General features: G+C 61.4%; 20 protein-coding genes. 2 read left to right on the forward strand and 18 right to left on the reverse strand.

Features of this window, described 5'->3' with window-relative positions; translation table 11 throughout:
• Positions 1 to 200: 200 nt before the first annotated feature.
• Positions 201 to 1,991: a BamA/TamA family outer membrane protein gene (locus BSZ35_RS04715; protein WP_105011368.1), complete on the reverse strand. Its 1,791-nt coding sequence runs from the start codon at positions 1,989 to 1,991 to the stop codon at positions 201 to 203.
• 21 nt (positions 1,992 to 2,012) lie between these two features.
• Between BSZ35_RS04715 and BSZ35_RS04720 the strand changes: the two genes are divergently transcribed.
• On the forward strand, positions 2,013 to 2,375 hold the full coding sequence (locus tag BSZ35_RS04720; protein WP_105011369.1) for a hypothetical protein: 363 nt from the start codon (positions 2,013 to 2,015) through the stop codon (positions 2,373 to 2,375).
• A gap of 188 nt (positions 2,376 to 2,563) precedes the next feature.
• On the forward strand, positions 2,564 to 3,682 hold the full coding sequence (mutY, locus tag BSZ35_RS04725) for an A/G-specific adenine glycosylase (RefSeq protein WP_258096075.1): 1,119 nt from the start codon (positions 2,564 to 2,566) through the stop codon (positions 3,680 to 3,682).
• Between the two features lie 6 nt (positions 3,683 to 3,688).
• Here mutY and BSZ35_RS04730 read toward each other — a convergent pair whose 3' ends face one another.
• The 17 genes from BSZ35_RS04730 to BSZ35_RS04810 form a co-directional block, all read right to left on the reverse strand.
• The gene (locus BSZ35_RS04730) at positions 3,689 to 4,198 is read right to left on the reverse strand and encodes a hypothetical protein (RefSeq protein WP_105011370.1); all 510 of its coding nucleotides are present in this window, start codon (positions 4,196 to 4,198) and stop codon (positions 3,689 to 3,691) included.
• Between the two features lie 161 nt (positions 4,199 to 4,359).
• Entirely contained in the window at positions 4,360 to 4,821 is a 462-nt protein-coding gene (locus BSZ35_RS04735) for a DUF2085 domain-containing protein (protein ID WP_258096076.1), read from the reverse strand.
• A 30-nt stretch (positions 4,822 to 4,851) separates the two neighbouring features.
• Complete coding sequence (locus tag BSZ35_RS04740) at positions 4,852 to 5,652, reverse strand: metal ABC transporter permease (RefSeq protein ID WP_219846585.1); 801 nt, start codon at positions 5,650 to 5,652, stop codon at positions 4,852 to 4,854.
• 9 nt (positions 5,653 to 5,661) lie between these two features.
• Positions 5,662 to 6,408: a metal ABC transporter ATP-binding protein gene (locus BSZ35_RS04745; protein ID WP_105013722.1), complete on the reverse strand. Its 747-nt coding sequence runs from the start codon at positions 6,406 to 6,408 to the stop codon at positions 5,662 to 5,664.
• Between the two features lie 246 nt (positions 6,409 to 6,654).
• Positions 6,655 to 7,533, reverse strand: coding sequence for a metal ABC transporter substrate-binding protein (locus BSZ35_RS04750; RefSeq protein WP_105011372.1), 879 nt, complete (start codon positions 7,531 to 7,533; stop codon positions 6,655 to 6,657).
• Between the two features lie 44 nt (positions 7,534 to 7,577).
• The gene (locus BSZ35_RS04755) at positions 7,578 to 8,270 is read right to left on the reverse strand and encodes a class I SAM-dependent methyltransferase (protein ID WP_105011373.1); all 693 of its coding nucleotides are present in this window, start codon (positions 8,268 to 8,270) and stop codon (positions 7,578 to 7,580) included.
• Positions 8,271 to 8,374: 104 nt separating this feature from the next.
• Positions 8,375 to 8,962: a peptide deformylase gene (gene def / locus BSZ35_RS04760; RefSeq protein WP_105013723.1), complete on the reverse strand. Its 588-nt coding sequence runs from the start codon at positions 8,960 to 8,962 to the stop codon at positions 8,375 to 8,377.
• 194 nt (positions 8,963 to 9,156) lie between these two features.
• Entirely contained in the window at positions 9,157 to 9,501 is a 345-nt protein-coding gene (locus BSZ35_RS04765; protein ID WP_105011374.1) for a phosphomannose isomerase type II C-terminal cupin domain, read from the reverse strand.
• Positions 9,502 to 9,603: 102 nt separating this feature from the next.
• A complete protein-coding gene (locus BSZ35_RS04770) occupies positions 9,604 to 11,568 on the reverse strand; it encodes a Na+/H+ antiporter NhaC family protein (protein ID WP_105011375.1) in 1,965 nt (654 codons plus the stop codon).
• Between the two features lie 390 nt (positions 11,569 to 11,958).
• On the reverse strand, positions 11,959 to 12,591 hold the full coding sequence (upp, locus tag BSZ35_RS04775; protein ID WP_105011376.1) for a uracil phosphoribosyltransferase: 633 nt from the start codon (positions 12,589 to 12,591) through the stop codon (positions 11,959 to 11,961).
• Positions 12,592 to 12,654: 63 nt separating this feature from the next.
• On the reverse strand, positions 12,655 to 14,487 hold the full coding sequence (locus BSZ35_RS04780) for a sodium:alanine symporter family protein (protein ID WP_105011377.1): 1,833 nt from the start codon (positions 14,485 to 14,487) through the stop codon (positions 12,655 to 12,657).
• Between the two features lie 267 nt (positions 14,488 to 14,754).
• Complete coding sequence (locus BSZ35_RS04785; protein ID WP_258096077.1) at positions 14,755 to 15,699, reverse strand: hypothetical protein; 945 nt, start codon at positions 15,697 to 15,699, stop codon at positions 14,755 to 14,757.
• A 120-nt stretch (positions 15,700 to 15,819) separates the two neighbouring features.
• Complete coding sequence (locus BSZ35_RS04790) at positions 15,820 to 16,503, reverse strand: ATP-binding cassette domain-containing protein (RefSeq protein ID WP_105011378.1); 684 nt, start codon at positions 16,501 to 16,503, stop codon at positions 15,820 to 15,822.
• 190 nt (positions 16,504 to 16,693) lie between these two features.
• Positions 16,694 to 17,449, reverse strand: a complete 756-nt coding sequence (locus tag BSZ35_RS04795) for a class I SAM-dependent methyltransferase (protein ID WP_105011379.1) — start codon at positions 17,447 to 17,449, stop codon at positions 16,694 to 16,696.
• 48 nt (positions 17,450 to 17,497) lie between these two features.
• Positions 17,498 to 18,568, reverse strand: a complete 1,071-nt coding sequence (gene pdxA, locus BSZ35_RS04800) for a 4-hydroxythreonine-4-phosphate dehydrogenase PdxA (RefSeq protein WP_105011380.1) — start codon at positions 18,566 to 18,568, stop codon at positions 17,498 to 17,500.
• A gap of 52 nt (positions 18,569 to 18,620) precedes the next feature.
• Positions 18,621 to 20,129 (reverse strand): leucyl aminopeptidase, encoded by a 1,509-nt coding sequence (locus tag BSZ35_RS04805; protein WP_105011381.1) that lies wholly within the window; start codon positions 20,127 to 20,129, stop codon positions 18,621 to 18,623.
• Between the two features lie 277 nt (positions 20,130 to 20,406).
• Complete coding sequence (locus BSZ35_RS04810; RefSeq protein WP_105011382.1) at positions 20,407 to 21,474, reverse strand: bifunctional oligoribonuclease/PAP phosphatase NrnA; 1,068 nt, start codon at positions 21,472 to 21,474, stop codon at positions 20,407 to 20,409.
• Positions 21,475 to 21,480 lie beyond the last annotated feature (6 nt).

Below are 21,480 nucleotides of genomic sequence, written 5' to 3' on the forward strand. Positions count from 1 at the left end.
ACCTCGTCTCCATACGTCTCTTTTTTTCCGTCTGCTAGCACTATACCAGACGTCGAGGATCAGTGTGTGCCCGATTGATTCGGACCGAGACGGACAGACCGTCGCAAAATGCCACACGGGATGCCCGTAGGTCCCATTTCGAGACAGTTTTGTTCTGAGTGCTTCAGGGCAAGTTGCATCGTCGCCTGTGGCAAGGGGAGCTACAATCCAACCGAAAGCCCAAAGTGAATGCGTCCATCGGCCGGTGTTGCCACGTCTGGATTCAGGGCATAGGTCGTTGTAATGAGTCCAATGCCCGTATCGATCTGGAGCCCGAGTCCGTAGCCCGGATACCACGCTTGGGTGGCGGATGATTCGCCCATCGCAGGCCGCTCTACATACCCCAGATCGCCGAAGGCATAAAGGTACGACCGTCGATCGAGCTGCAGCCGATACTCGAGGAGTGCACGTGCAGTCACGTTGCCGAGGAACCGATCCTCGTCGTAGCCCCGAAGCGACGTGGCCCCGCCAAACCGAAACAGATCGCTTCGATCGTACGCCCGACTGCGGAGGACGGCCCCATCGCCTCCAAGTACCAGCACTTGTCGCTCGAACAGCGGAAGAAACGCCCGAACCGTGCCTTCCAGTCGCTCCTGCCGTAGAGACGTACGCTCACGGGTCGTATCGCCCGCAGCCGTGATGCGACGGAGCATTCGCTGCTTCTGCCCCTGATCTACGTACACGTCCACCTGAAGCCCGCGGCGCGGGTTCACGTGCCGGTCGAGGGATTCGTACCGCACGCCGAGACCGTAAAACAGCGTCTGCGATCGCGGAATGTGCTGCCGACGCCCCCGGAGTTGTGCCCCGGCCGGCCCCGGCTTCACAACCTCCCGGCTGAGACGCCCCGTAAGCTCGAAATTCCGGTACAACTCATAGCCCGTGCGTAGGCCGTAGGTCCGTTCACTGTACGTCGAATCGCGCTGCTCGCCCCGAAACTGCCCCGTCACGCGAAGGGGAAGACCGAAGAGATACGGATCCGACACCGAGAGGTCGAAAATGCTCGTCTGGCCCGGCCGCCGGTCGAGGGTCAGGTCGAATCGGCGGCCGCCGCCAAACAGGTGCTCCAGCAGCAAGTGGCCACTCCCAATCAGCTGTCCTCCCTCGCGCCCCTCCGAGGGCGGCAGGTAGCCCAGCACCAGGTCAAACGCTCCCGGCGGCGCCTCGTCGACGGGGACATGAAGAATCGCCCCCCCATCGGACGTCACGGTGAGCTCCGGCGCTCCAACGGACTCGAAAAAGGGATTTTCTTGCAGCGTCGAGCGGAGGGTCTCAGGATCATAGTCGGTGAGAAGCGCCCCAATGCGAAGATCCGTGAGACGCGCTAGCAGGGCGGGTGACGTGCGGGCGTCATCAGGCACTGTGATGCGCTGAAGCCAGAGCTTCGGTCCCTCCTCAATGGCAAGCGTGACCATCAGCTCAGGCGCGTTCGTGGTGTCGAGCGCAGTTTCTGTCACGCGAACCTGAGCTAGCGGGTGCCCCATCTCTTCGTAGCGGTCCAAAAGCGCCTGAATGTCGGCCTGAAGACGATTGGGATTGAGTGGCTCTCCTTCTTCCGTATCGACCAGCCGACGCACCGTTGGGGCAGGAAGCACACTCGCTCCCTGGATGCGCAGACGCCCCACGTCTACCCGCGGCCCCCGCTGTACGTAGAGGCGCACGTTGGGGCGCGCGGCACTCGTGTCAATGTGCGCTGAGTCGAGACGGGCGTAGTAATACCCGTTGTGCCGATACCGGTCGACAACCCGGGTGCCAACGGCACGGACACTGTCGGTAGATGCCGCAGGCGAAGTCTCCGGCCACGACGTCACCGTGCCGTCCACCACAAGCGTCCACTCTGGCCCTGGCGCCTCCCCAGAGGACACCGACTGTCCGTAGAGCGGGCCTGTTGCTGTCGTACCAACAGCGAGCAACACCGCCCACGCCGCTAGGTATAGCACGTTGTCGCCATTCATATCGGATCACGCTCCTGCTGCATGCTGCGTCCTTCGGCCCTCGGACTTGTTGCCAGTCTCGGCCTGTTTCTGCTCGGCACTACAGGCCCCTCCTCCGTCGAACCTGCCGGAGAGGCTCGGGTTGCAACGACCCGCCCCCCCGACACGATCGCGTCCACCGCGTCGACCGATACGCCCGTCCTCGTCTCGCTCCCCGCCCGCGTGCAGGACGCCCCGGTCACGCAGTACACCATACTCAACGGCCCGGCTCTCAGCGGCGTTGCCGGACGCTCGCTCACGTGGATTACTCAAGGGGTCGACCCGGGCACCTACGACATCGTCCTTCGCGCTACCCATCCAGAGCTCTCGCCCGACACCCTGGTCGTCCGGGTCACGCTCCAGTAGATATAGGCAGCCAGCCCCCCCCCCAGCGGCCCGGCCCCAAAACTTTGAAGAGCCCGTCACGTGCTGCGGAAGACGTTGCACTTCGGGTGTGCTCCCTGCGTCTTTGGGAGTGATTTGTTTCCGAGCCTCCGTCTTCAGCCGGTTCTCGCTTCCCTCCACAGAAACGACTTTTCCAACCCCCTCTTCCCGTGTCGAACGATTATCTGACTCCGACCGACCGCCAGCGCCAGACTTTTCGTGAGGATCTGCTCGACTGGTACGACGAGCACAAGCGGTCGATGCCCTGGCGCGAAACCAACGACCCCTACCGCATCTGGGTGTCGGAGATTATGCTGCAACAAACCCGGGTCGATACAGTCCGCGATTACTACCCCCGCTTCCTGGAGGCCTTTCCAACCGTGGAGGCACTTGCGGAGGCCGAGCGCGACGACGTGCTCACCTACTGGGAAGGCCTCGGCTTTTATGCCCGGGCGCGCCACCTGCACGAGGCAGCGCAGACGGTCGTGGCGGAGCATAATGGGACAGTTCCTGATTCAATGGACCCCATCCGCGACCTGAAGGGGGTTGGTCCCTATACCGCCGCCGCGGTCCTCTCTATTGCCTACCAGAAGCCCCACGCGGTGCTGGACGGCAACGTGACGCGCGTGCTGAGCCGCGTCTTCGCTTTGGAGGAGGATGCCACCACCACATCGGCCCAAAACGCCCTCCGCGCCCTTGCCAATGACCTGTTGGAGACTGCCCGACCGGGCGACTTCAACCAGGCACTGATGGAACTCGGAGCGCTCGTCTGCACTCCCAGCACGCCGCTCTGTGACCGCTGCCCGCTTCAGAACACATGCCGCGCCCACGAGGCCGGAACGGAAGAGGACTACCCCATCACGCCGGAGTCGGAGCCGGTGCCGCATCACGACATTGCTGTGGGACTCGTATTTGATGGCGACCAGATCCTCATCCAGCGTCGTCCGGACGAGGGCCTGCTCGGCGGCCTCTGGGAGTTTCCCGGTGGCAAACAGGAAGACGACGAAACGATCGAGGAGGCGTGCCGGCGCGAGGTGCGGGAAGAGCTCGGCATTGACGTGGCGATCGACGACCACTTTTACACCCTCTCTCATGCTTATTCCCACTTCAAAATCACTCTTCATGCCTTCCGGTGCCACATTGATCAGGGCACGCCAGAAGCCCGAGAAGAGCAACCGTTTCAGTGGGTCCACGTGAGCGAACTCGACGAGTACGCCTTTCCCCGCGCGAACCGCCGCCTCATCGAAGAACTAGAACGACGCCAGACCGAACCGTCCCTTTTTGACTGACGCCGTCTACTCGATCACCTCGGCCTCTGCGGCCCGAACGCCCTCGCCCCCACCCTCGTCCTCGCCAAACACCGCTGCGCCGATGGCTCCCCCCACGGCGCCAAAAATCGCATAGACGACTATTCCGAACAGAAGGCCTAGAACAAAGGCCATCATCCCTCCGCTTCCGCCCCCCTGGAGCTGCTCCATCATGTCCGGCGACATGCCCTGCTGGCCCTGCATCATCTGCTCTATCATGTCCTGCGAAATGGTCGTCGAATCAAGCCCCAAGGGCCGAAGCAGACGGTCGAAGATCGACCCAAAAATGGCCCCTGCAACGCCCGAAAGGGCGCCCAAAACGGCCCCATCGCCTACCTCGATCGACGTGCCACTCCGGCTCGTAAACTGCTGCACGGCCACCATGCTGCCGAGAACAACTCCCAGACAGCACACCACATTGATGAAGCTAAGGTAGGAGGAACTCAGCACGCCCGTGACGACGGCCCCGATAAGAATGGACTGTTGTCGCGTAGTCATAGAAGGGCTTCGTCCGTTGAACAAGAGAATCGGTATGAATAGAATTGGAGAGCCTCATTCGTCCGGCCCCGATCGCAAAAGTAGAGAAGAGGACTCCCAACTGAAAGGGGCTCCATCCGGCGCAGTGCTCTGCCGGCACGGGATCTCGCCTCCCTTCACAATCATGCCGAATCGGCACGCTCGTCCATTCGTCGAAGCACCTGTGCCGTCGCAAAGCTGGCAGCCACAAGACCAAACACCATCCCGGTTGCGGCCCGGCTGACGGGAGTGTTGCTCCAGAGCCCCACAACCGGTCCCACCCAATCCATCCCAAGAGGCAAGAGACTCCCCAGCAGCACGTACCGCCCATGGGTCCCGACCCGTTGCCAGAAGAGACGCCCCCACCCTACGGACGCGACGCCGATGACCAATCCCAGGTAGATCCCTATACACCGATCGCAAATGGCCAACTGGACGCCCCCGAGGTGCGGCGATCGGACGGCAACTTGGTGACACACTGGGGAAAAGGCATGCATTACGACCGCCCGCCAGAATGGCGAAAACAGCGGCGGAGAAAGGGCAAGCGCGACAACAGCAATTGTCGTCGCCAAAAAAAGCATCCAGGTCCGACGACGCGACGACATTCTCATCGTGCTACAACCGTCTGTTTCGAATCAGAGGCGGCCCCCAACCACGACTGCGATCCCGAATGCGGCGGCCTGCACAAGGATAATGGCCGCCCCGCTCGGAAGGTCGAACGCGTAGCTGCCAAGCAGCCCTCCCACAGCTGTCATCCCTCCCAGCAACACGGACACCACCGTCATGCGCGGAAACGTGTGGGCGAGCAGGCGAGCCGCCGCAGCTGGAATGACAAAAAAGGACGCGGCAAGCACAATGCCTACCACCTTCACCGCCGCCACGATGGTCACGGCCAAAAAGACCGACAGCACGTAATCGTCGCGGTCGACGGGCACGCCGTCCGCCCGCGCAAGATCTCGGTCGAATGTCGCGTAGGCCCAGCGTCCCCAGAGCGGCACCGTCCCGCCTGACAGCAGGGCAATGCCCCCGAGGACCCAGAGATCGGCCGGCCTCACTGCAAGGATCGACCCGAAGAGATACGCAAACGCGTCGGCGGTGTACGACTGCTTGAATGTTAGAAGGACGACCCCGACTGCAATGGACGCGGCGAAGAACACGCCGATGGCCGTATCCCCGCTCACGGTACTACGGTGCGTAATCGCGGTGATGCCGAGCGCCACCACAACCGTAAACGGAAGGGCGGTCCAGAGCGGATTCAGTCCGAGGAGTAAGCCGAGGGCCACCCCACCAAACGCGGCATGTGAAAGCCCGACCCCGAGGAAGCTCAAGCGCCGTTGTACGACGAAGACGCCGTAGTAACTCGCCAGCACCCCAACCACGACCCCCGCGGCGAGGGCTCGCTGCATGAATGGAAGCGAAAGGGCATTCGGAAGCATGAGTGGCTGTTACCCCATGAGCATGGCATGTGCGTGACCCGTGTGCCCAAAGGCCTCTCGCAGGCCGGCATCGGTGAGCACCTCCTCCGGCGGCCCAAACCCCACCTGTCGTCCGTCCAGCAAAAGAACCTGATCGGCGTGATGGTACGCCGCGTTCCAGTCGTGGGTCACCATGACGATGGTGGTCCCCCGCTCTTCTTGATCCGTCTCCAGCACGTCGTACAGATCCGCGGCCCCGGCCACATCAATGCCGGTGGCCGGCTCGTCCAACAGAATGAGGCGCGGGCGCCGAGCCAAGCTGCGCGCCAAATACACGCGCTGCAGTTCGCCTCCCGATAATCCGTCCAGAGGCCGATCGGCCAGCGCCTCCGCCCCCACCCGCCGCAGCGCATTCAGGGCCTGCTTTCGATCGCCAAACGAAACCCGAAAGGACCACCGTTGATGAAGGGCCGTGAGCACCAGATCGAGGGCCCGAGCCGGAAACGTGCGATCGAGTCGTTTCACCTGCGGGACGTATCCCACAAGGCCCGGCTCAATGCTCGACGGGCGACGACCGAGCACGTGCGCGTTCCCTGTATCCGGCGGCCGTAAGCCAAGCAACACGCGAAGCAGCGTCGTCTTGCCGCCTCCATTGGGCCCCACCACGGCCACAAAGCGGCCCGCGTCGACCTCAAACGAGACATCGTCGAGTACAGAATGATCACCGAACCGGACGCTGAGACTGGAAACAGCAACCGCGGGAGGAGCATGCGTCACGGGAAAGAAAAACGCGGAACGCGAAGAAAAACGAACATCAGTCGAGGCAACGCCCACCACCACGGGCTGATCCCTTGAGATGTCGCTCAGAAGATTGATGTGAGCACCGAGACACAGTGCCCGACGGTGCAAAATGGTGCTCAATGAGTCCTGCTATTGCACGACCGGGCTCACGCAAAACTCATGTTGCACGAGATTCACAAAATCGGAGGCTACGGCACATCCGTAAAACAGCTTCCGAATCGATCACGGAGCGAATTGGAAGAGCGAATCGCGCAACACCCGAGCGTTGTAGAGCATCAACTCCGCATAGGTCTCTCGCCCTTCTGTGCCGCCCAGGGGGTCAAGCGGAACCAACGGCAGCGTTGCCGACTCCGCAACCGCCTGCGCCGCACGCGCCGAAAGATGCTGCTGCGTCAGTATGCCCCGTGCCCCTGACGTCTCCGCCACCTGCACCATCGCTTGCAGTTGTCGAGGGGTCGGCTCCGCCCCCGGACGCGGCTCTACGACGCCGACCAGAGGAGGACCGTACTGGTGAAGAAAGTACCGGAAAAACGGCTGTGCGAGAAGAACCGGCGTGTCGCGAATCGGCTGTAGGATGGTCCGCAGTCGTGCATCAAGGGTGGTGAGGGCTGTGGCAAACGAGTCGGCGTTTGCCTGATAGGTCGAGCAGCCCTCCGCATCGATCGCGCAGAGCGTGTCGGCCAGTACCGGGAGCAACGATATCACAACCTGCGGATCCGTCCAAAAGTGGGGATCGACGGTCTCTGTGTCTTCGAACGCCCGCTGCGCAGTGGGGGGCACGAGATCGAGCAGGGCCAGACGACGTGTCGATAAATCAGCGGCCCAGCCGTCAAGCTGCTCGGCCCCATAGACGAGTGCTCTCCCGTTTGCAACCGCCCGTACGTTGGACGGCGTCGGATCGTAGGTATGAGGAGAAGATCCAGGCGCCAGTAGCACGTCAACCGTCCCTCGCCCTTCCACGATCGGCGCGAGAATCATCTCGAATGGGGGAATGGTCGTCACGTACCGGGGCGGGCCTTCTGAGGGGGCCTCCGTTCCTCCACAGGCGGCAAGGAGCAGGAGACTCCCTCCGACCAGAACGCACGTCCGCAACGCACTCATTTCGAAAAATTAGATCTCATGGAAAAGATGGTTGTGCGTTCTCTTCAGGAGAATCGAGAAGAATGTTCAGATCCGTTCCGCCGCTCGGCAACGACCACTTCCGACGGTACACCCCACGCCCGCACCGTGCGGTGATGCTTCACTCCCCACCAGCGTTCATCAAGACATGCCCGCAGTGACAATGGACGGCAGCCGCCCACCCATTCGGGCCGAACCGCATGAACAGAGTCCCAGAGCGAAGAGACACACCGACCAATGAGAGTGTCCCCCGCCGTTAGCCCCGTAAGACAGAGACACCCCGTTGGCGCAATCAGACGATACGCTTCGGCTAGCACTGCCCGGATGTCGTCTCTCGACAACAGATCGAGCACGTACGTCGCTACCACCCGATCCTTCGCTCCTTCTACTCGCGGGACGTCGGGGCCGCCCTCCGTCAGAAAAACCGTGACGCGGTCTCCAAATGGCGCAAGCCGATCCTGAGCAATCTCGACCATCGTCGGACTCAGGTCGCTGGCCGTGTAGCGTGCCCCGGGCGAACAATGACTCCGGAGAAGCCGCTCGGCAAGCCGCCCGGTCCCACATCCGATCTCGAAGATTGACCGCGCATGCTCAAAATCGCCGCACGCGATCAACGCATCAAGGGCCGGATCCTCGTAGAACGCCTGAGTGTCTTGCCAGCGCCCAATCCGGTCGTACACTCTGCGTGCCTCGCCGGGGGAAAGAGTGTGCCGAGCCATTCCAGCGCAACGTTCAATTTCAGGGCAACCACGTACGCATGTGACCCGTGCTGCGTGAGCGAAATCGAGTCCACCGGATCACGATTGACCTCCGCAACTGGCCCTCATCGTGCTTGCACCGGCTCATCGCCCTGCGCCACAAGAGGATAATCGGCCTCTACGTCGCCCTCCGTCATCTTACGGAGACTCCGGCGCAACAGGCGCTTGCGAAAACTGCTCAGATAGTCGGTGAAAAGCACCCCCTCAAGATGATCGTACTCGTGCTGCACGACGCGAGCGAGAACACTCCCGGCGTCAATCTCCTGCTCGTTGAAGTCTCGATCGCGGTAGCGGACTCGCACGCGCTGGGGCCGGGTTACCGTCTCTCGCACCTCTGGAATGGACAAGCACCCCTCTTCCATGTCTACCTCTTGTTCTCCTTCCTCCACAATCTCCGGATTGATAAAAACCATTGGCTGAGGAGGCACCGGCTCATCGTCCTCCTCCATCTCCGCCGCCATCGGCGTGACGTCAATCACGAAGAGGCGCTCGTCCCGGCCCACCTGCGGAGCCGCCAGCCCGATCCCGGCGGCATTGTGCATGGTCTCAATCATGTTGTCGATGAGCTCTTGAAGCGCCTCCGTGTTCTCCTTCACCGGATCCGTCTCCTGACGAAGCGCATCGTGCCCGTAAAGGTGTATCGGCAGTACCATAGAGTCAGAGTGCAGTCCGAACGATCGAAGCAGTGCACGCACGACCCCCGCAAAAACACCGTTCATACTGAAGATCGTGCTATCAAGGTGCTAACGCACGGAACGAGGGGAGGTGCCAAAGTGGAAATGGCACGTCCTCAAACTTCCTGAATCTTCCCCGCTCCTGGTCTTTTCGGGCTCCGCGCCCCCTGATGCTACTTCCGTCCATAGTCGTCTTCCAGACGGATGATGTCGTCCTCAATGCAAAGACCGATCTGCGTCTCGATGAAAACGAGCGGCTCTTCTCCGTCATTCTCAATGCGGTGCACGTCCCCCACGTCGATGAAGCAGGTATCCCCCTTTGAAACTTCAATCTCCTCGTCATTTCGGGTAAAGATTCCCGCGCCCTGCACGACAACCCAGTGCTCCTTCCGGTGCTCGTGCTTTTGAAGAGAAAGGCGCTGCCCCGGATGGACAACAATACGCTTTACGCGATACCCAGGCTCATTCAGGTACTCTTCCCATCGCCCCCAGGGACGATTGTCGGCGTCAAGAAGCATGGTGTTCGGTCGGATGGTCAATCGGTAGTGAAAAGGGATTACAGCAAGGATAGCCCCCTGGGAGACAAGGCTCAACCCCCACCGGACTCGTTCTCGGTGAAATCATCCTGCCGCTGAGGCCTCCACCGGATCGGACGTTTCGAACGGGGGCTTAGCCGTTTCGATGGGGGTGCCCACAACCCGGTGGAGGGTGACGAGCACGCCAACCCCCACACTCAGAGACACCCACCACGGCAGCCCAAAACCGGTGGGCAACGTTCCGAGGAGAAGGGCCACGAGGCCCACACTCATCGCGTACGGCAACTGCGTCCGTACGTGATCGATGTGGTCACAGCCGCTGGCCATTGAGGATAGAATCGTGGTGTCCGATATGGGAGAGCAGTGATCGCCCCACACGGCCCCAGCCAGTACGCAGGAGACCGACGAGTACAGAATATGGTAGTGATCCGGCGAGGCCATGCCATTTTTTGCGAGAACCGCCCAGGCCAGCGGCACCACGAGCGGCATCAGGATGCCCATAGTGCCCCAGCTCGATCCCGTAGCGAATGCTGTCGCCGCGGCAATCACGAAGATGATGGCCGGCACCACTCCTGCCGGCAACCACTCACCCAAAATCGAGACGAGATAATCCGCCGTGTGCAGCACCTCCGTGATATTGGAAAGGGCCCACGCGAGGACCAGAATGATCATAGCAAAGAGCATCGACTTGAGGCCTTCGTACCACGCCTCGACCGTCTGCTCCAGATCCAGGATGCCCTGTCCCAGTGACAATGCCGCAGCTGTGAGCACTCCTATCAGAGACCCCCACATGAGGGCCGCGTACGAGTCGGCGCCCCCAATAATCTCGCGTAGCGAGGCATCGGCTCCAGCCGCCTGTGCACCGGTCGCGTAGAGTCCGGCGAGGACGGTCCCGATGAGGACAACCACGGGAATTACAGCATTCACGGCCCGATTCGGCGCATCCGCCGGCGGAGACAACTCGTCCCCCTCTGCTGCCGCTTCGTCCACATTCGCATCCGGACCAAGCACCTGCCCCGTCTCCCGCGCCCGCTTCTCAGCGTGGTACATTGGCCCGAAGTCTCGTCGCGAATAGGCGATGAGGAAGACGAAGAAAAGAGCAAGCAGTGGATAGAAGCTGTACGGAATCGAGTTGAGAAAAACCGAGTACGCCCCCTGGTTAAATCCTTCTATTCCCTCGATGGCCGTCCCCACGAGGCCCACTTCGTACCCAATCCAGGTGGTTACAAATGCGAGACAGGAAATGGGCGCCGCGGTGGAGTCGACGATGTAAGCGAGCTTTTCGCGCGAGATGCGCAGACGGTCCGTCACGGGCCGCATTGTGTTGCCCACGATGAGCGTATTGGCGTAATCGTCGAAGAAGATGCCGAGACCAAGGGCCCAGGTGGCCACCTGCCCGCGCCGCGAGTCGCTGGCCCACCCGGTCAGGCGCTCGACAATCCCGAGCGTACCGCCATTTTTCGAAATGATGCCCACCATTCCGCCAATCATGAGCGAAAACAGAATGATGGCGGCGTGGCTCTCATTTGCCAGAGCCCCGAGCACGTAGACTTGCATCGTGTCGAGCAACCCCTTGAACGCAGCCCACGGCGTGTATCCTATTGCGAGAACAGCCCCAATCCACACCCCAAAGAACAACGCCGGCACCACCCGGCGGTACAGCAAGGCCATTCCAATCGCAAGCAGCGGCGGCACGATGGACAGCCAGCCCGGAATCGCACGCGTATCGGCCGACCGCAGCGTCTGGCCCCCTGCCACCACCTCTACGGTTGTCCCTCCGTTCGATGCCACCGTCACCCCCTCTACCGTCCATTGCTCCTGCGACGCGTCGTACGACAGAGCCTGCGTCTCCCCGCCCACCTGAACCATTGGCGCCCCCTTCTCCGCCAGCGCGGAGTCGCCCGGCACCGTTACTGTGAATTCGATTCCCGTGAGCACCGGACTCGGCACGTCCATCGTTCCGCTCCCTTGCCCCACCGCAGGGGAGGCGACCAAAAACAACGCGCCAAGCACCACGAAAACCGCACGAGTCAACGAGCTAGGAGTCATGTTTAAATCACGAGCTGGGAGGCAAAAATCGAGAAGTGGACGTTTTCTGTACGACCATAGACACCTTAGAATGCGTCTATGAAGTTGCCCTGAACCAAATTTTGGCTACATGGTCGCTCTGAGCTTGTCTCAGAGCCTATACAATGGACGGTGAGGCCTCACAAGTCTCTTCGATAGGCTCTGGCAATCTAGACTTGCCTAGATCAAGTTTGGACATCTGAGATGTCCAGGAGCGACGAAAGTGCTGGTGAATGAGACTTCATAGACAGACACTCAGAACAGCAATCCTCACCTCCCTCCGGCACACGTAGATCCCTCCGCGAGATACGAATCTGGTCGTGGATCTCGAACGAAGTCCGCGGCGCGCGCCCTCGCCCGGAACGTGTCCACTCAGGACTCACGGGTTCCAAAGATCCGATCCCCCGCATCCCCCAGCCCCGGCCGGATAAACGCATCCTCGTCAAGCTCCCGGTCCAGTCCGGCCGTCACGACCGGCACGTCTGGGTGCTCTGCCCGGAGGGTCTTCACCCCTTCCGGCGCCGCCACCAAGCAGGCAAAGGTAAAGTTCTCGCCCCCTTCCTCCTTCAAGTGATCGATCGCAAAGGACGCGCTCCCCCCCGTCGCCAGCATCGGATCGACGACAAAGACGTGTGCCTCCTCAATGCCCTTCGGGATATTGCTGTAGTAATCCACCGGGGTATACGTCTCCTCGTCCCGCTGCATACCCAGGTGGCCGACGCGCGCTTCCGGAAGATATCGCACGAAGCCGTCAACCATTCCCAGTCCGGCCCGCATGATCGGCACCACCATAACGTCCTCCGCAATCTCGTAGCCGGTAGTCGTCTCGAGGGGCGTCTCAATCTCAGTCTCCCTCAACGGAATGTCGCGCAGGGCCTCATAGGCCAGAATGGCCGCCGCATCGGACACCGTTTTCCGAAACGCCCCGTGCGAGGTATCGTCCCGGCGAAGCACCGTGAGATCTCGTTTTAGCAGCGGATGATCAACAACCGTCAAATTTTCCATACAGCCCTCGACCATTGGTAAAGAACATCAGCAGACCGATTGCCTCCCCCTCACGTCCGTCCCTCATTCATTTTCCTGCTTTTGGCGTTCCTTCTCCGCTTTGCGCTTTTCCCTCGCCTTGCGGGCCGGCTCCACATTGTCGAGCCACGCCTTTCGTTCGAAGTAGCTGTCGGTGATTTCCTTCAGCTTGCCAGAGAGCAGAACGATGGCCACGAGGTTCGGGATAATGACGAGCCCAAGGGCAATATCCCCGACGGCCCAGACCGTCGCCAGCGGCGCAATTCCCCCGAGGAAGTTCACGGTCACGAAGGCCACCTTGTACGGCAGAACCGCCTGTTCACCGAAGAGATAAATGGCACAACGGTCCCCGTAGTAACTCCAAGAGATCGAGGTCGAGATGGCGAAGAGGAGCACGCTGAAGACGACGATGAGACCGCCCCAGTCGCCCAGTGGCGAGAGTCCCCGGGCGAAGGCCAGCTGAGTGAGGGGCGCTCCACTTTCCACCGCTGGTCCGTAGAGAGAAGTGTACTCCGTGCCGTCCTCGCCAATGGCGACGCTCCGTTCGGTGTTGAGCGTCCCCGTAAACGGCTGTCGGAGATCACCGTAGTCCTCGCAATCGCCGGTGCAGTCGACAAAGAAACTGTCGACGACCGCCTGATTCCAGGCAAACTCGGGCGCGCCCTCCTGCACCTGCGGCTCCCCATTCACGATCTTGATCTCCGTCGGCGGGTTTTCATCCGCAATGATGCCCCCTTCATTCTCAACGCGGTAGCTATGTGCTCCCCCATCGAGGTCGAGTTCCGTCGGCACCGGATCGTTCCAAACGCCCGTCACGACAATCACGAGGCCGGTAATCGAGCAGATGATGATGGTGTCGATAAACGGTTCGAGAAGGGCAACGACTCCCTCGGACACCGGCTCATCGGTCTGTGCGGCCGAGTGGGCAATCGGGGCCGAGCCCATGCCGGCCTCGTTGGAGAAAAGCCCCCGTTGAACGCCGTAGATCATGGTAAGCATGAAGATGCCGGCCCCCGTTCCGGCCACGCCGGAGGAGGGATTGAAGGCATCGGAGATGATACTACCAAAGGCGGCGGGCACTTCTCCGATATTCAGGGCGAGGATGGTCAGCCCTCCGAGCACGTAAATGGCAGCCATGACCGGAGCGATGATACTCGTCACCCGTCCGATGCGGGTCACGCCGCCGATAATCACGAGCGCAACGAGCCCGGCGACGAGGGCGGCGACGATCACGCTCATAACGAAGGGGTCGAGCCCAACCAGCCCACTATATCCCTCGAGGGTATCGGTCACCGAGTTTGCCTGGTTGGCGTTCCCAGTGAGGAACGACGTGATGCCGAGCAGTCCTGCCGAGAGGACCGCCATCCAGGTCCAGTTGGACCCCAGCCCCTTCTCGATGTAATACATCGGCCCGCCGGAGACCGTCCCCAGCCAGCCAGGCTCATCCCCATCCCCCGCGATGTCGACATCCCGGTAGTACTGAGCGAGCGTCACCTCGCTGAACTTGGTCGCCATTCCCAAGACGGCCGTCACCCACATCCACAGCAGGGCTCCGGGGCCGCCGTAGTGGATGGCGAGCGCCACCCCGACGATATTGCCGGTGCCCACCGTTGCCGACAGGGCCGTGGTAAGCGCCTGAAAGTGAGGAATGTCTCCCGGCTCGTCGGGATCGTCGTACTTCCCTGTCGTCACTGCGAACCCGTGAAACAGCCGGCGAAACTGGACGAAGCCCAGCCGAAGCGTCAGGAATAATCCCGCCCCAAGCAGCAGGAGTACGACGATCGGGATGTCGTTCCCGGTGCCGGTCGGAATGCCAAATCCCCAGACAAACTCGACAAGGAAGTCAATACCATCGGCAAGGGTTTCCAAAAAGGACATAGAAGGCAAAACCTGTCAGAGAGAACGCTTGCAGGACTACAGCAATGAATGACGGACCTCGGGAAAGAAGTCCATTCGGCGGGCCTTCCGATACACTCGAACGACTCGTGTTCGGCGGTCGGAAGGCCTGAATATAGAAGGCGAAACTGACCTGCGCAACCACGACCTCCAGTCTTCCCCACCTCGTCCGGCCCTCCCCTGCCCGATAGCGGCCCCGTTGAGGGAGGCTTACATGTTTTTCATTCGGGACCGCCCCTCGTCCGTCCGCTACGAAGGCAATTCTCCCGGCTCCTCGGGGGGCATCTCGCCGCTCGACTGCTCAAACGCCTTCCGCTCCTGGCTCCGCTGCGCCGACGCTTGAGCCGCAGGGGCAACGTATCGGTAGGCGGCCGCAACGCCAACGTTGAAGAGCGACGCGACCACGCCGAGGGCAGTGCCCAAATACTCAGGCCCCGCCAGCGCGAGCCGAATCATGACGGTGGCGGCCGCATAGCCGGAGTTGCGAAAGACCATGTGATAGGTCGAGCTGTAACGAAGGGAGATGAGCACGATCAGGATGTCGCTGAAGATGAGGACGGTGTAGAACGCATTGAAGAACGGCACCTCCTCGCCCGTCAAAAGAGCACTCAGACAGGTGTAGACGCCAAGCCCCCCAAGGACGAAAAGGAGGACGTTCGACACCAGCTTCTTCTGCGCCACGAAGTACCAGCGCTCCACCTCGTCCTGGGTAAGAGGCTCATGCTGCTGAAGGGTATAGAACAGCCCCAGCGTAAGAAAAATGAGGAGGGCCCCGACCGCATCGACGACCACGAGTTGCACGGCCTCTCGTCCCGCCTCAAAGCTCCATTCGATGGGCTCCTCGTTGAACTTGACGAGCTCTTTGAACGAGCGCCGGAGGAGGATCAGCGAAAAAACCTCAAATTGCTTTCCGGCCGTGTCGGCCACACTGGTGGCGAGCCCGACGACGAGGCCGATAATTTCAACCACAAGGAACAGCGTAAAGGCCACGTCGATGGCCACGAAGTGATTGCTCGACACGGAGGCCGCAATGGAGGCCGGAAGCACGTCGAGTCGCTTGGCCTCAATCACGAGAAGGGCAATAAAAAAGCCCCCCACGAGCGCGTATCCTACGATGCGACGGGCCTCCTTTCCTTCCCACCACGATTCGAAGGCGTCGAAGATCTGGTTGCTATGCCGAAAGAACGTGACCATTGCCCAACGGGTCTTCTGATCCCTGACATGCGCGTACAGGCTCAATGCGACACGTCCTTGTGCGTTTTGGCGTTCGCGGAGGCATACCGTCAGGATTACATCCCACCGCCTCAGACAGCCCTATAGCGTTTCAGGGTCAATCTCGACGACCTGCCCGTTCATGAGCGCGTAGGTCTGAGCCGGATACGACTTGACGAGGCGGTAGTCGTGCGTGGCTGTGAGAAGCGTCATCCCCTGTTTGTGAAGGCTCACCAGCAATTCCTGGATCTCGTCGGCAACCACAGGATCGAGGTTGCCTGTGGGCTCATCGGCCAGAAGCACCCACGGATCATTTGCAATGGCGCGTGCGATGACGACGCGCTGTTGCTCGCCCCCAGACAGTTCATGCGGATAATTGTTACGCTTGTGACTCAGTCCTACCCGGGCCAGCGACTTGAGTACCTTACTTTTTACTTGAGACTGTTTCTTGCCGGTGGCGTACAAGGCAAACGCCACGTTCTCATAGGCGCTACGGTCGGGTAGCAACTGAAAGTCCTGGAAAACGACCCCGATCGAACGCCGGAGATACGGGATCTCTTCTTCATCGATCAGGTCGGAGCGGTGGCTGCCGATTTGAGCGACCCCCGAATCAGGAAACAGGTCCATGTAGAGCAGGCGCAGGATCGTACTCTTCCCACTGCCCGTGGGGCCGACGAGGTACGCCATCTCCGACCGGCCGAGGTGCAGGTTCACCTCCTCCAGCACGGTGCGGTGCCGGCCATTCGGAAGCTGGAAGGAAACAGAAACGTCCTTAAGGTCGATCATCTGATTGACGTTCTATCCGGTGCAAACTGCCGGGCGTCATCGGTCGACTGCGTTCCTGCCCGGATGTGACAGGCTCGGTCGAAAGTAAAGAGCCGGTGGCGGAGGGGTGCCCTGTGCCGATTCTTCCCTCCGCTTCCCCGAATATCTTGAATCGCGGCCTCTGGCGCAACCTCGTGCTTTCGCCCGGACCTCAAAGCGGACGGCGTAACACCCAGTGCACCCGATAGCTGTCGTCGTGAGGAGAATTGGTCGTGAACGCGTCGTAGGACGCTTCGATCGTAAGAGGAGAGGTCTCTAGGAGCGCCCGGACCTCGTGCCGTGAATAGGCCCGCTGGACGTGCCGCTCCGTGCGATGCTGTCCATCCACAACGAGCTCAAAAACGGTCTCGTGTCGCCGCGTGTCCGGGTCATAGTGATTTTCCCGCACGAACGAAAAGTCGTCGGTGGCCCCTTCATCCACGAACCGGTCGTGATTGGTTTCGGAGTTGGCCGGGGTGCTCTGATCGATGATCGCTACCCCACCGGGTCGCAGGAGCGTATGCACCTGTTCAAAAAGCCGGGCCACCTCCGCCTCTTCAAGCAAATAATTCAAGCCGTCGTACACGAGGATAACGGCATCGACCGGGGCTTCCACTCCCAACTCCTCCAACGTGACCGTTGTAAAATCTGCCTGCACGCAGCGGATGGACGTATCGTCGGGCAGTTTCTCTCGAGCCTGGGCCAGCATGGCATCGGAGCCGTCCGTAAGCACGTAGCAGTACTCCCCGAGGGGGTGCAACCGCCGGGCAAGCGACCCGGTACCGCCTCCCAGTTCGACCACCGTTTCGATCGTGTCTCCGTGCTCGCGGAGCAGATTGTACAAGTAGGCCGCCCACGCGTCGTAGTCCACGTGCTCCATCACGAAGTCGTATCCGGCGGCGAGGGCGCTGTAGGGCTCCGCAGGCATGAGTTGGAAACGCGTCGGAGCAGCGATGAATCGAGAGCGATTGCCAGCTTATGCCGGCGTTTCCGTCCGCTGCTGGCGATGTCGGGCCACCGCCACGGCCAACTCCAGCGCACTGCGCATGCTGCCCGGCAGGGCCATGCCCTTGCCGGCGATGCCGTGCGCGGTGCCGTGATCGGGCGAGGTGCGGACAATGGGGAGGCCGGCCGTATAGTTGACCCCATGATCGAACGCAAGCGCCTTGAACGGCACGAGGCCCTGATCGTGGTACATCGCCAGTACCGCATCGAAGTCCGAGTCGAGCTGGGTGGCGAAAAAGCCGTCGGCGGCCAGTGGCCCCTCCACCTGAAAGCCTTCCTGCCGAGCCGCCTCAACGGCTGGAGCAATAATCTCTTCTTCCTCTTTCCCAAACGCACCGGCTTCTCCTGCATGCGGATTCAAGCCAAGCACGGCAATCGTCGGATCGTCGATCGCAAAGTCCTGCCGGAGCGATGCATCAATGACCCGCACCTTTTCGAGAATTGCTTCCTCGGTGACCATCGTGGGCACCTCCGAAAGGGCCACGTGGCTCGTAACAAGCCCGACGCGGAGCCCGCCGGCCACCATCATCATCGTTGGTTTGGCACTGCCGGTTCGCTCGGCAATAAATTCGGTGTGTCCCGGTACGTTATAGCCGGCCTTATTGATGGCCGCTTTCGAAATGGGGGCAGTGGCCATCGCGTCCACCGACCCGTTCACACAGGCATCCACGGCCCGTTCCACGGCCCGCATCGCCAGGCGTCCTCCCTCAACCGTAATCGCCCCAAACGACACCGGCGGCTCGTCCGCCTCGGCCACGTCCAGCAGGGCCACGTCGCCGTGCGGCACTTCTTCGGGCACCTCATCCACCACGTGAATATCGAGATCCGAAAAGCCGAGCACATCCGCATGGACCCGTAGAACGTGCGCGGAGCCGATGAGCACCGGCGTCATGGACGGCATCAAACTCGGGTCGTGCAGGCTTTTCAGGACAACCTCCGGCCCGATGCCGTTCGGATCTCCCAGGGTAATGGCCACGCGAGTGGGGGCGCCGTTCGGAGCGGGCGGTTCAGGACGTTGGAAGGTGGGTCGCTGTATTCGCATGGTGGATGCCGTCAGATTCGAGCAGGAAAAGCAACGAACATAGGTGCAAGGCTCATGCCGGTGTGCGGGCGACAACGTAGTTCTCAAGGTAGTCGGCAAGGAGACGGACCCCGAACCCAGTCCCGCCCGCGGGGGCGTATCCGTCCGGTTTGTCGAGGAAGGCCGGCCCCGCAATATCCAGGTGTAGCCAAGGAGCGTCCACAAAATGCTCCAGGAATTTGCCGGCAGTCACCGCTCCGGCCGCAGACCCTCCCACATTCGTAAGATCGGCGATGTCGCTGTCGAGATGCTCCTTGTACTCCTCGTACATCGGAAGAGGATGAACACGCTCTCCGGTCCGTTCGCCGGCCCGCTGGATCGCGTAGAGCCGCTCGGCCGCCGCCTCCGTTTCACTGGCCATCACCCCGGCAGCCTTAGACCCCAACGCCACGATGCAGGATCCCGTAAGGGTGGCCAGGTCCACTACGAGGGCCGGATCATACGTTGACGAGGCGTACGAAAGGGCATCCGCCAGCAGGAGCCGCCCCTCAGCGTCGGTGTTCATTACCTCCACCGTTCCGCCCGAGTGCATCTCAATGACATCGCCGGGAACGTACGCCTTACGTCCCGGCCGGTTGTCGGTCGCGGGCAGGAGCCCGATCACGTTCAGGGGAACGTCCAATGCAGCAAGGGCCTCAAACAGCCCGACGACGGCGGCCGCCCCTCCCATGTCGGACTTCATCTTGTCCATCGAGCCCTTCGTGTCCTTTAACGACAGGCCGCCGGTATCAAACATAACGCCCTTCCCTACGACCACAACGGGCGCATCATTGACGGCCTCCTCGGGGTGCCAACGAAGAATGGAGAACGTGGGCGGATCGAAACTGCCCTTGTTCACGGCCAGAAGCCCGCCCATTTCTTCTGCCTGGATGCGATCCGCCCCCCAGGTCTCCACCTCATATCCGTAGTGGGCCCCCGATGCGGCAACCATCTCGGCGAAGGCCTGCGCGGTCTTGTCGTGGGGCGAACGGTTTACGAGGTCTCGGGCCGTGCAGGTCGCCTCCGCAAGCCGCCGGCCGCGCTCCGTGCCGGCCCGCACGCCCTCCTCGTCGGCCTCGGGTCCGGCGTGAACAATGAACGACGACGGCCCGACGGCGCCTTCGTCCGTCTTGTAGCGGCGGTACTGATAGGCCCCTAACACAAACCCTTCGACGAGGGCCTGGGCCGCAGTATCATCGTCGAGATCGCCCTCCTGGGGCAAGAGACACGCCACGGTCTCGGCCGCATGGTCGCGAGCGGCGGTACTCGCGGCCGCAATGCCCCGGCGCACCGCCTCCGCATCAAGATCGTGTGCCGTCCCCACGCCAACGAGCGCCACACGAGGAGCCGCGGTCGCCTCTGGATACGCCACTCGAACGCTTCCTTCCTCTCCCTCATAGTCCTCCGCTGCCCGGACAAGGCTCTGGCCGAACCGGCCCGCAAGAGCCTCGATACGTCCCTCGGACGGATCCTGAGTCAGAGGGACGAGCAGAAGATCCGCGTCGAGAGTGGCCGGGGCGTTGGATGTGGTGGAAACGATCATCAATAGAGGCGATCGGGGAAACGAAGATGAACGGGCTTCACGACAGACCGCGTGTACGCCGGTGCTGTCCCGAGTTCCGATGTCAGCCCGCGGAACCAGTGTCAAAAACGATCCGCGCCGCATGAGGGCCGCACGGATCGTCATTCATTTCTTCACGGACCGGTACTCACGTTAATTGCCGACTGCGACCCCGTCAACCCTCTTTTCTCAGAGTTGCCCCCGCTTCACACGCAATGAACAGCCCCGCTGCTCCTACGTCTCTCCAAGAATCGTGGGCCTACTCGGACTGGCTTCCGAGCAGGGTCTCCAAGTAGGCCTCGTCCTCTGCCGAAAGCTCCTCCTCGGGAGCATACGGATCATCGAAGTCAATGAAGCGAGGAGCGGCATCGATCACATCCTCAATAACGTCTTCGAAGGTAGGCCGCCGCACGTACGCCCCGGCGGCATTGCGATGCCCCCCACCCCCAAAGTTGCGCGCCCACTCGTCGACCCGCACGTCGGCCTCGGATCGGAAGCTGATCTTGGATCCATCATCCACCTCGGAAAACAGAAGCGCCGCCTTCACCCCTTCGATGGACAGAACGTAATTGACAAAGCCCTGCTTGTCGTCCCAGCTTGCCCCGGTATCTTCCACCATGCGTTGGGTCACGACGGAGTATCCGAGCTGGCCGTCGTACCGAAGCCGAATGCGGTTCAGCATACGCCCAAGCAGACGCAACCCCGGCATCGACTTCCGGTCGTAGATCGTCTCGTGGATGGGAGCCGGCTCGATGCTCCCCCGCTCCAGAATATCGGCTACGATGCGATGAAGACGGGGCGTAACGCTGCTGTAGCGGAATGACCCGGTATCGGTCATGATGGCTGTGTACAGCGCCGTCGCAATCTCCGCATCGATGAGGGACGGGTCTGTTGCATCGATCATCTCATAGACGAGCTCCCCGGTCGCAGCCGCCGTGTCGCGAATGAATTCGACGTCGAACCACCCTTCGGGCTGGAGATGATGATCGATGAGCACCGTAGTGGCGGTCGCCTCTCGCACCAGACCGCCAAGCTTGCCGAGACGCTCCTCGTCGTTGGTGTCCAGGACAAACACGACGTCGGCCTCCGCCAATGCCTCCTGCTGGTCGAGGGAACTGTCATACACCTCCACGTCCCCACTGCCCGGCATCCAGTCGAGGTTGAAGCCGACCTCATCACTGTTCACCATGGCGGCCTGCTTGCCCAGCTTTTGAAGAAAGCGCGCCAGGGCAATCTGGGAGCCGAGGGCGTCCCCGTCAGGACCGAGGTGAGTCGTAACAAAAAATCGCTCGTTCTCTCGAACCAGCGTCAATACATCGTCGAGCATGCGTCA

The organism is Salinibacter sp. 10B (assembly GCF_002954405.1).
Classification (GTDB): Bacteria; Bacteroidota; Rhodothermia; order Rhodothermales; family Salinibacteraceae; genus Salinibacter.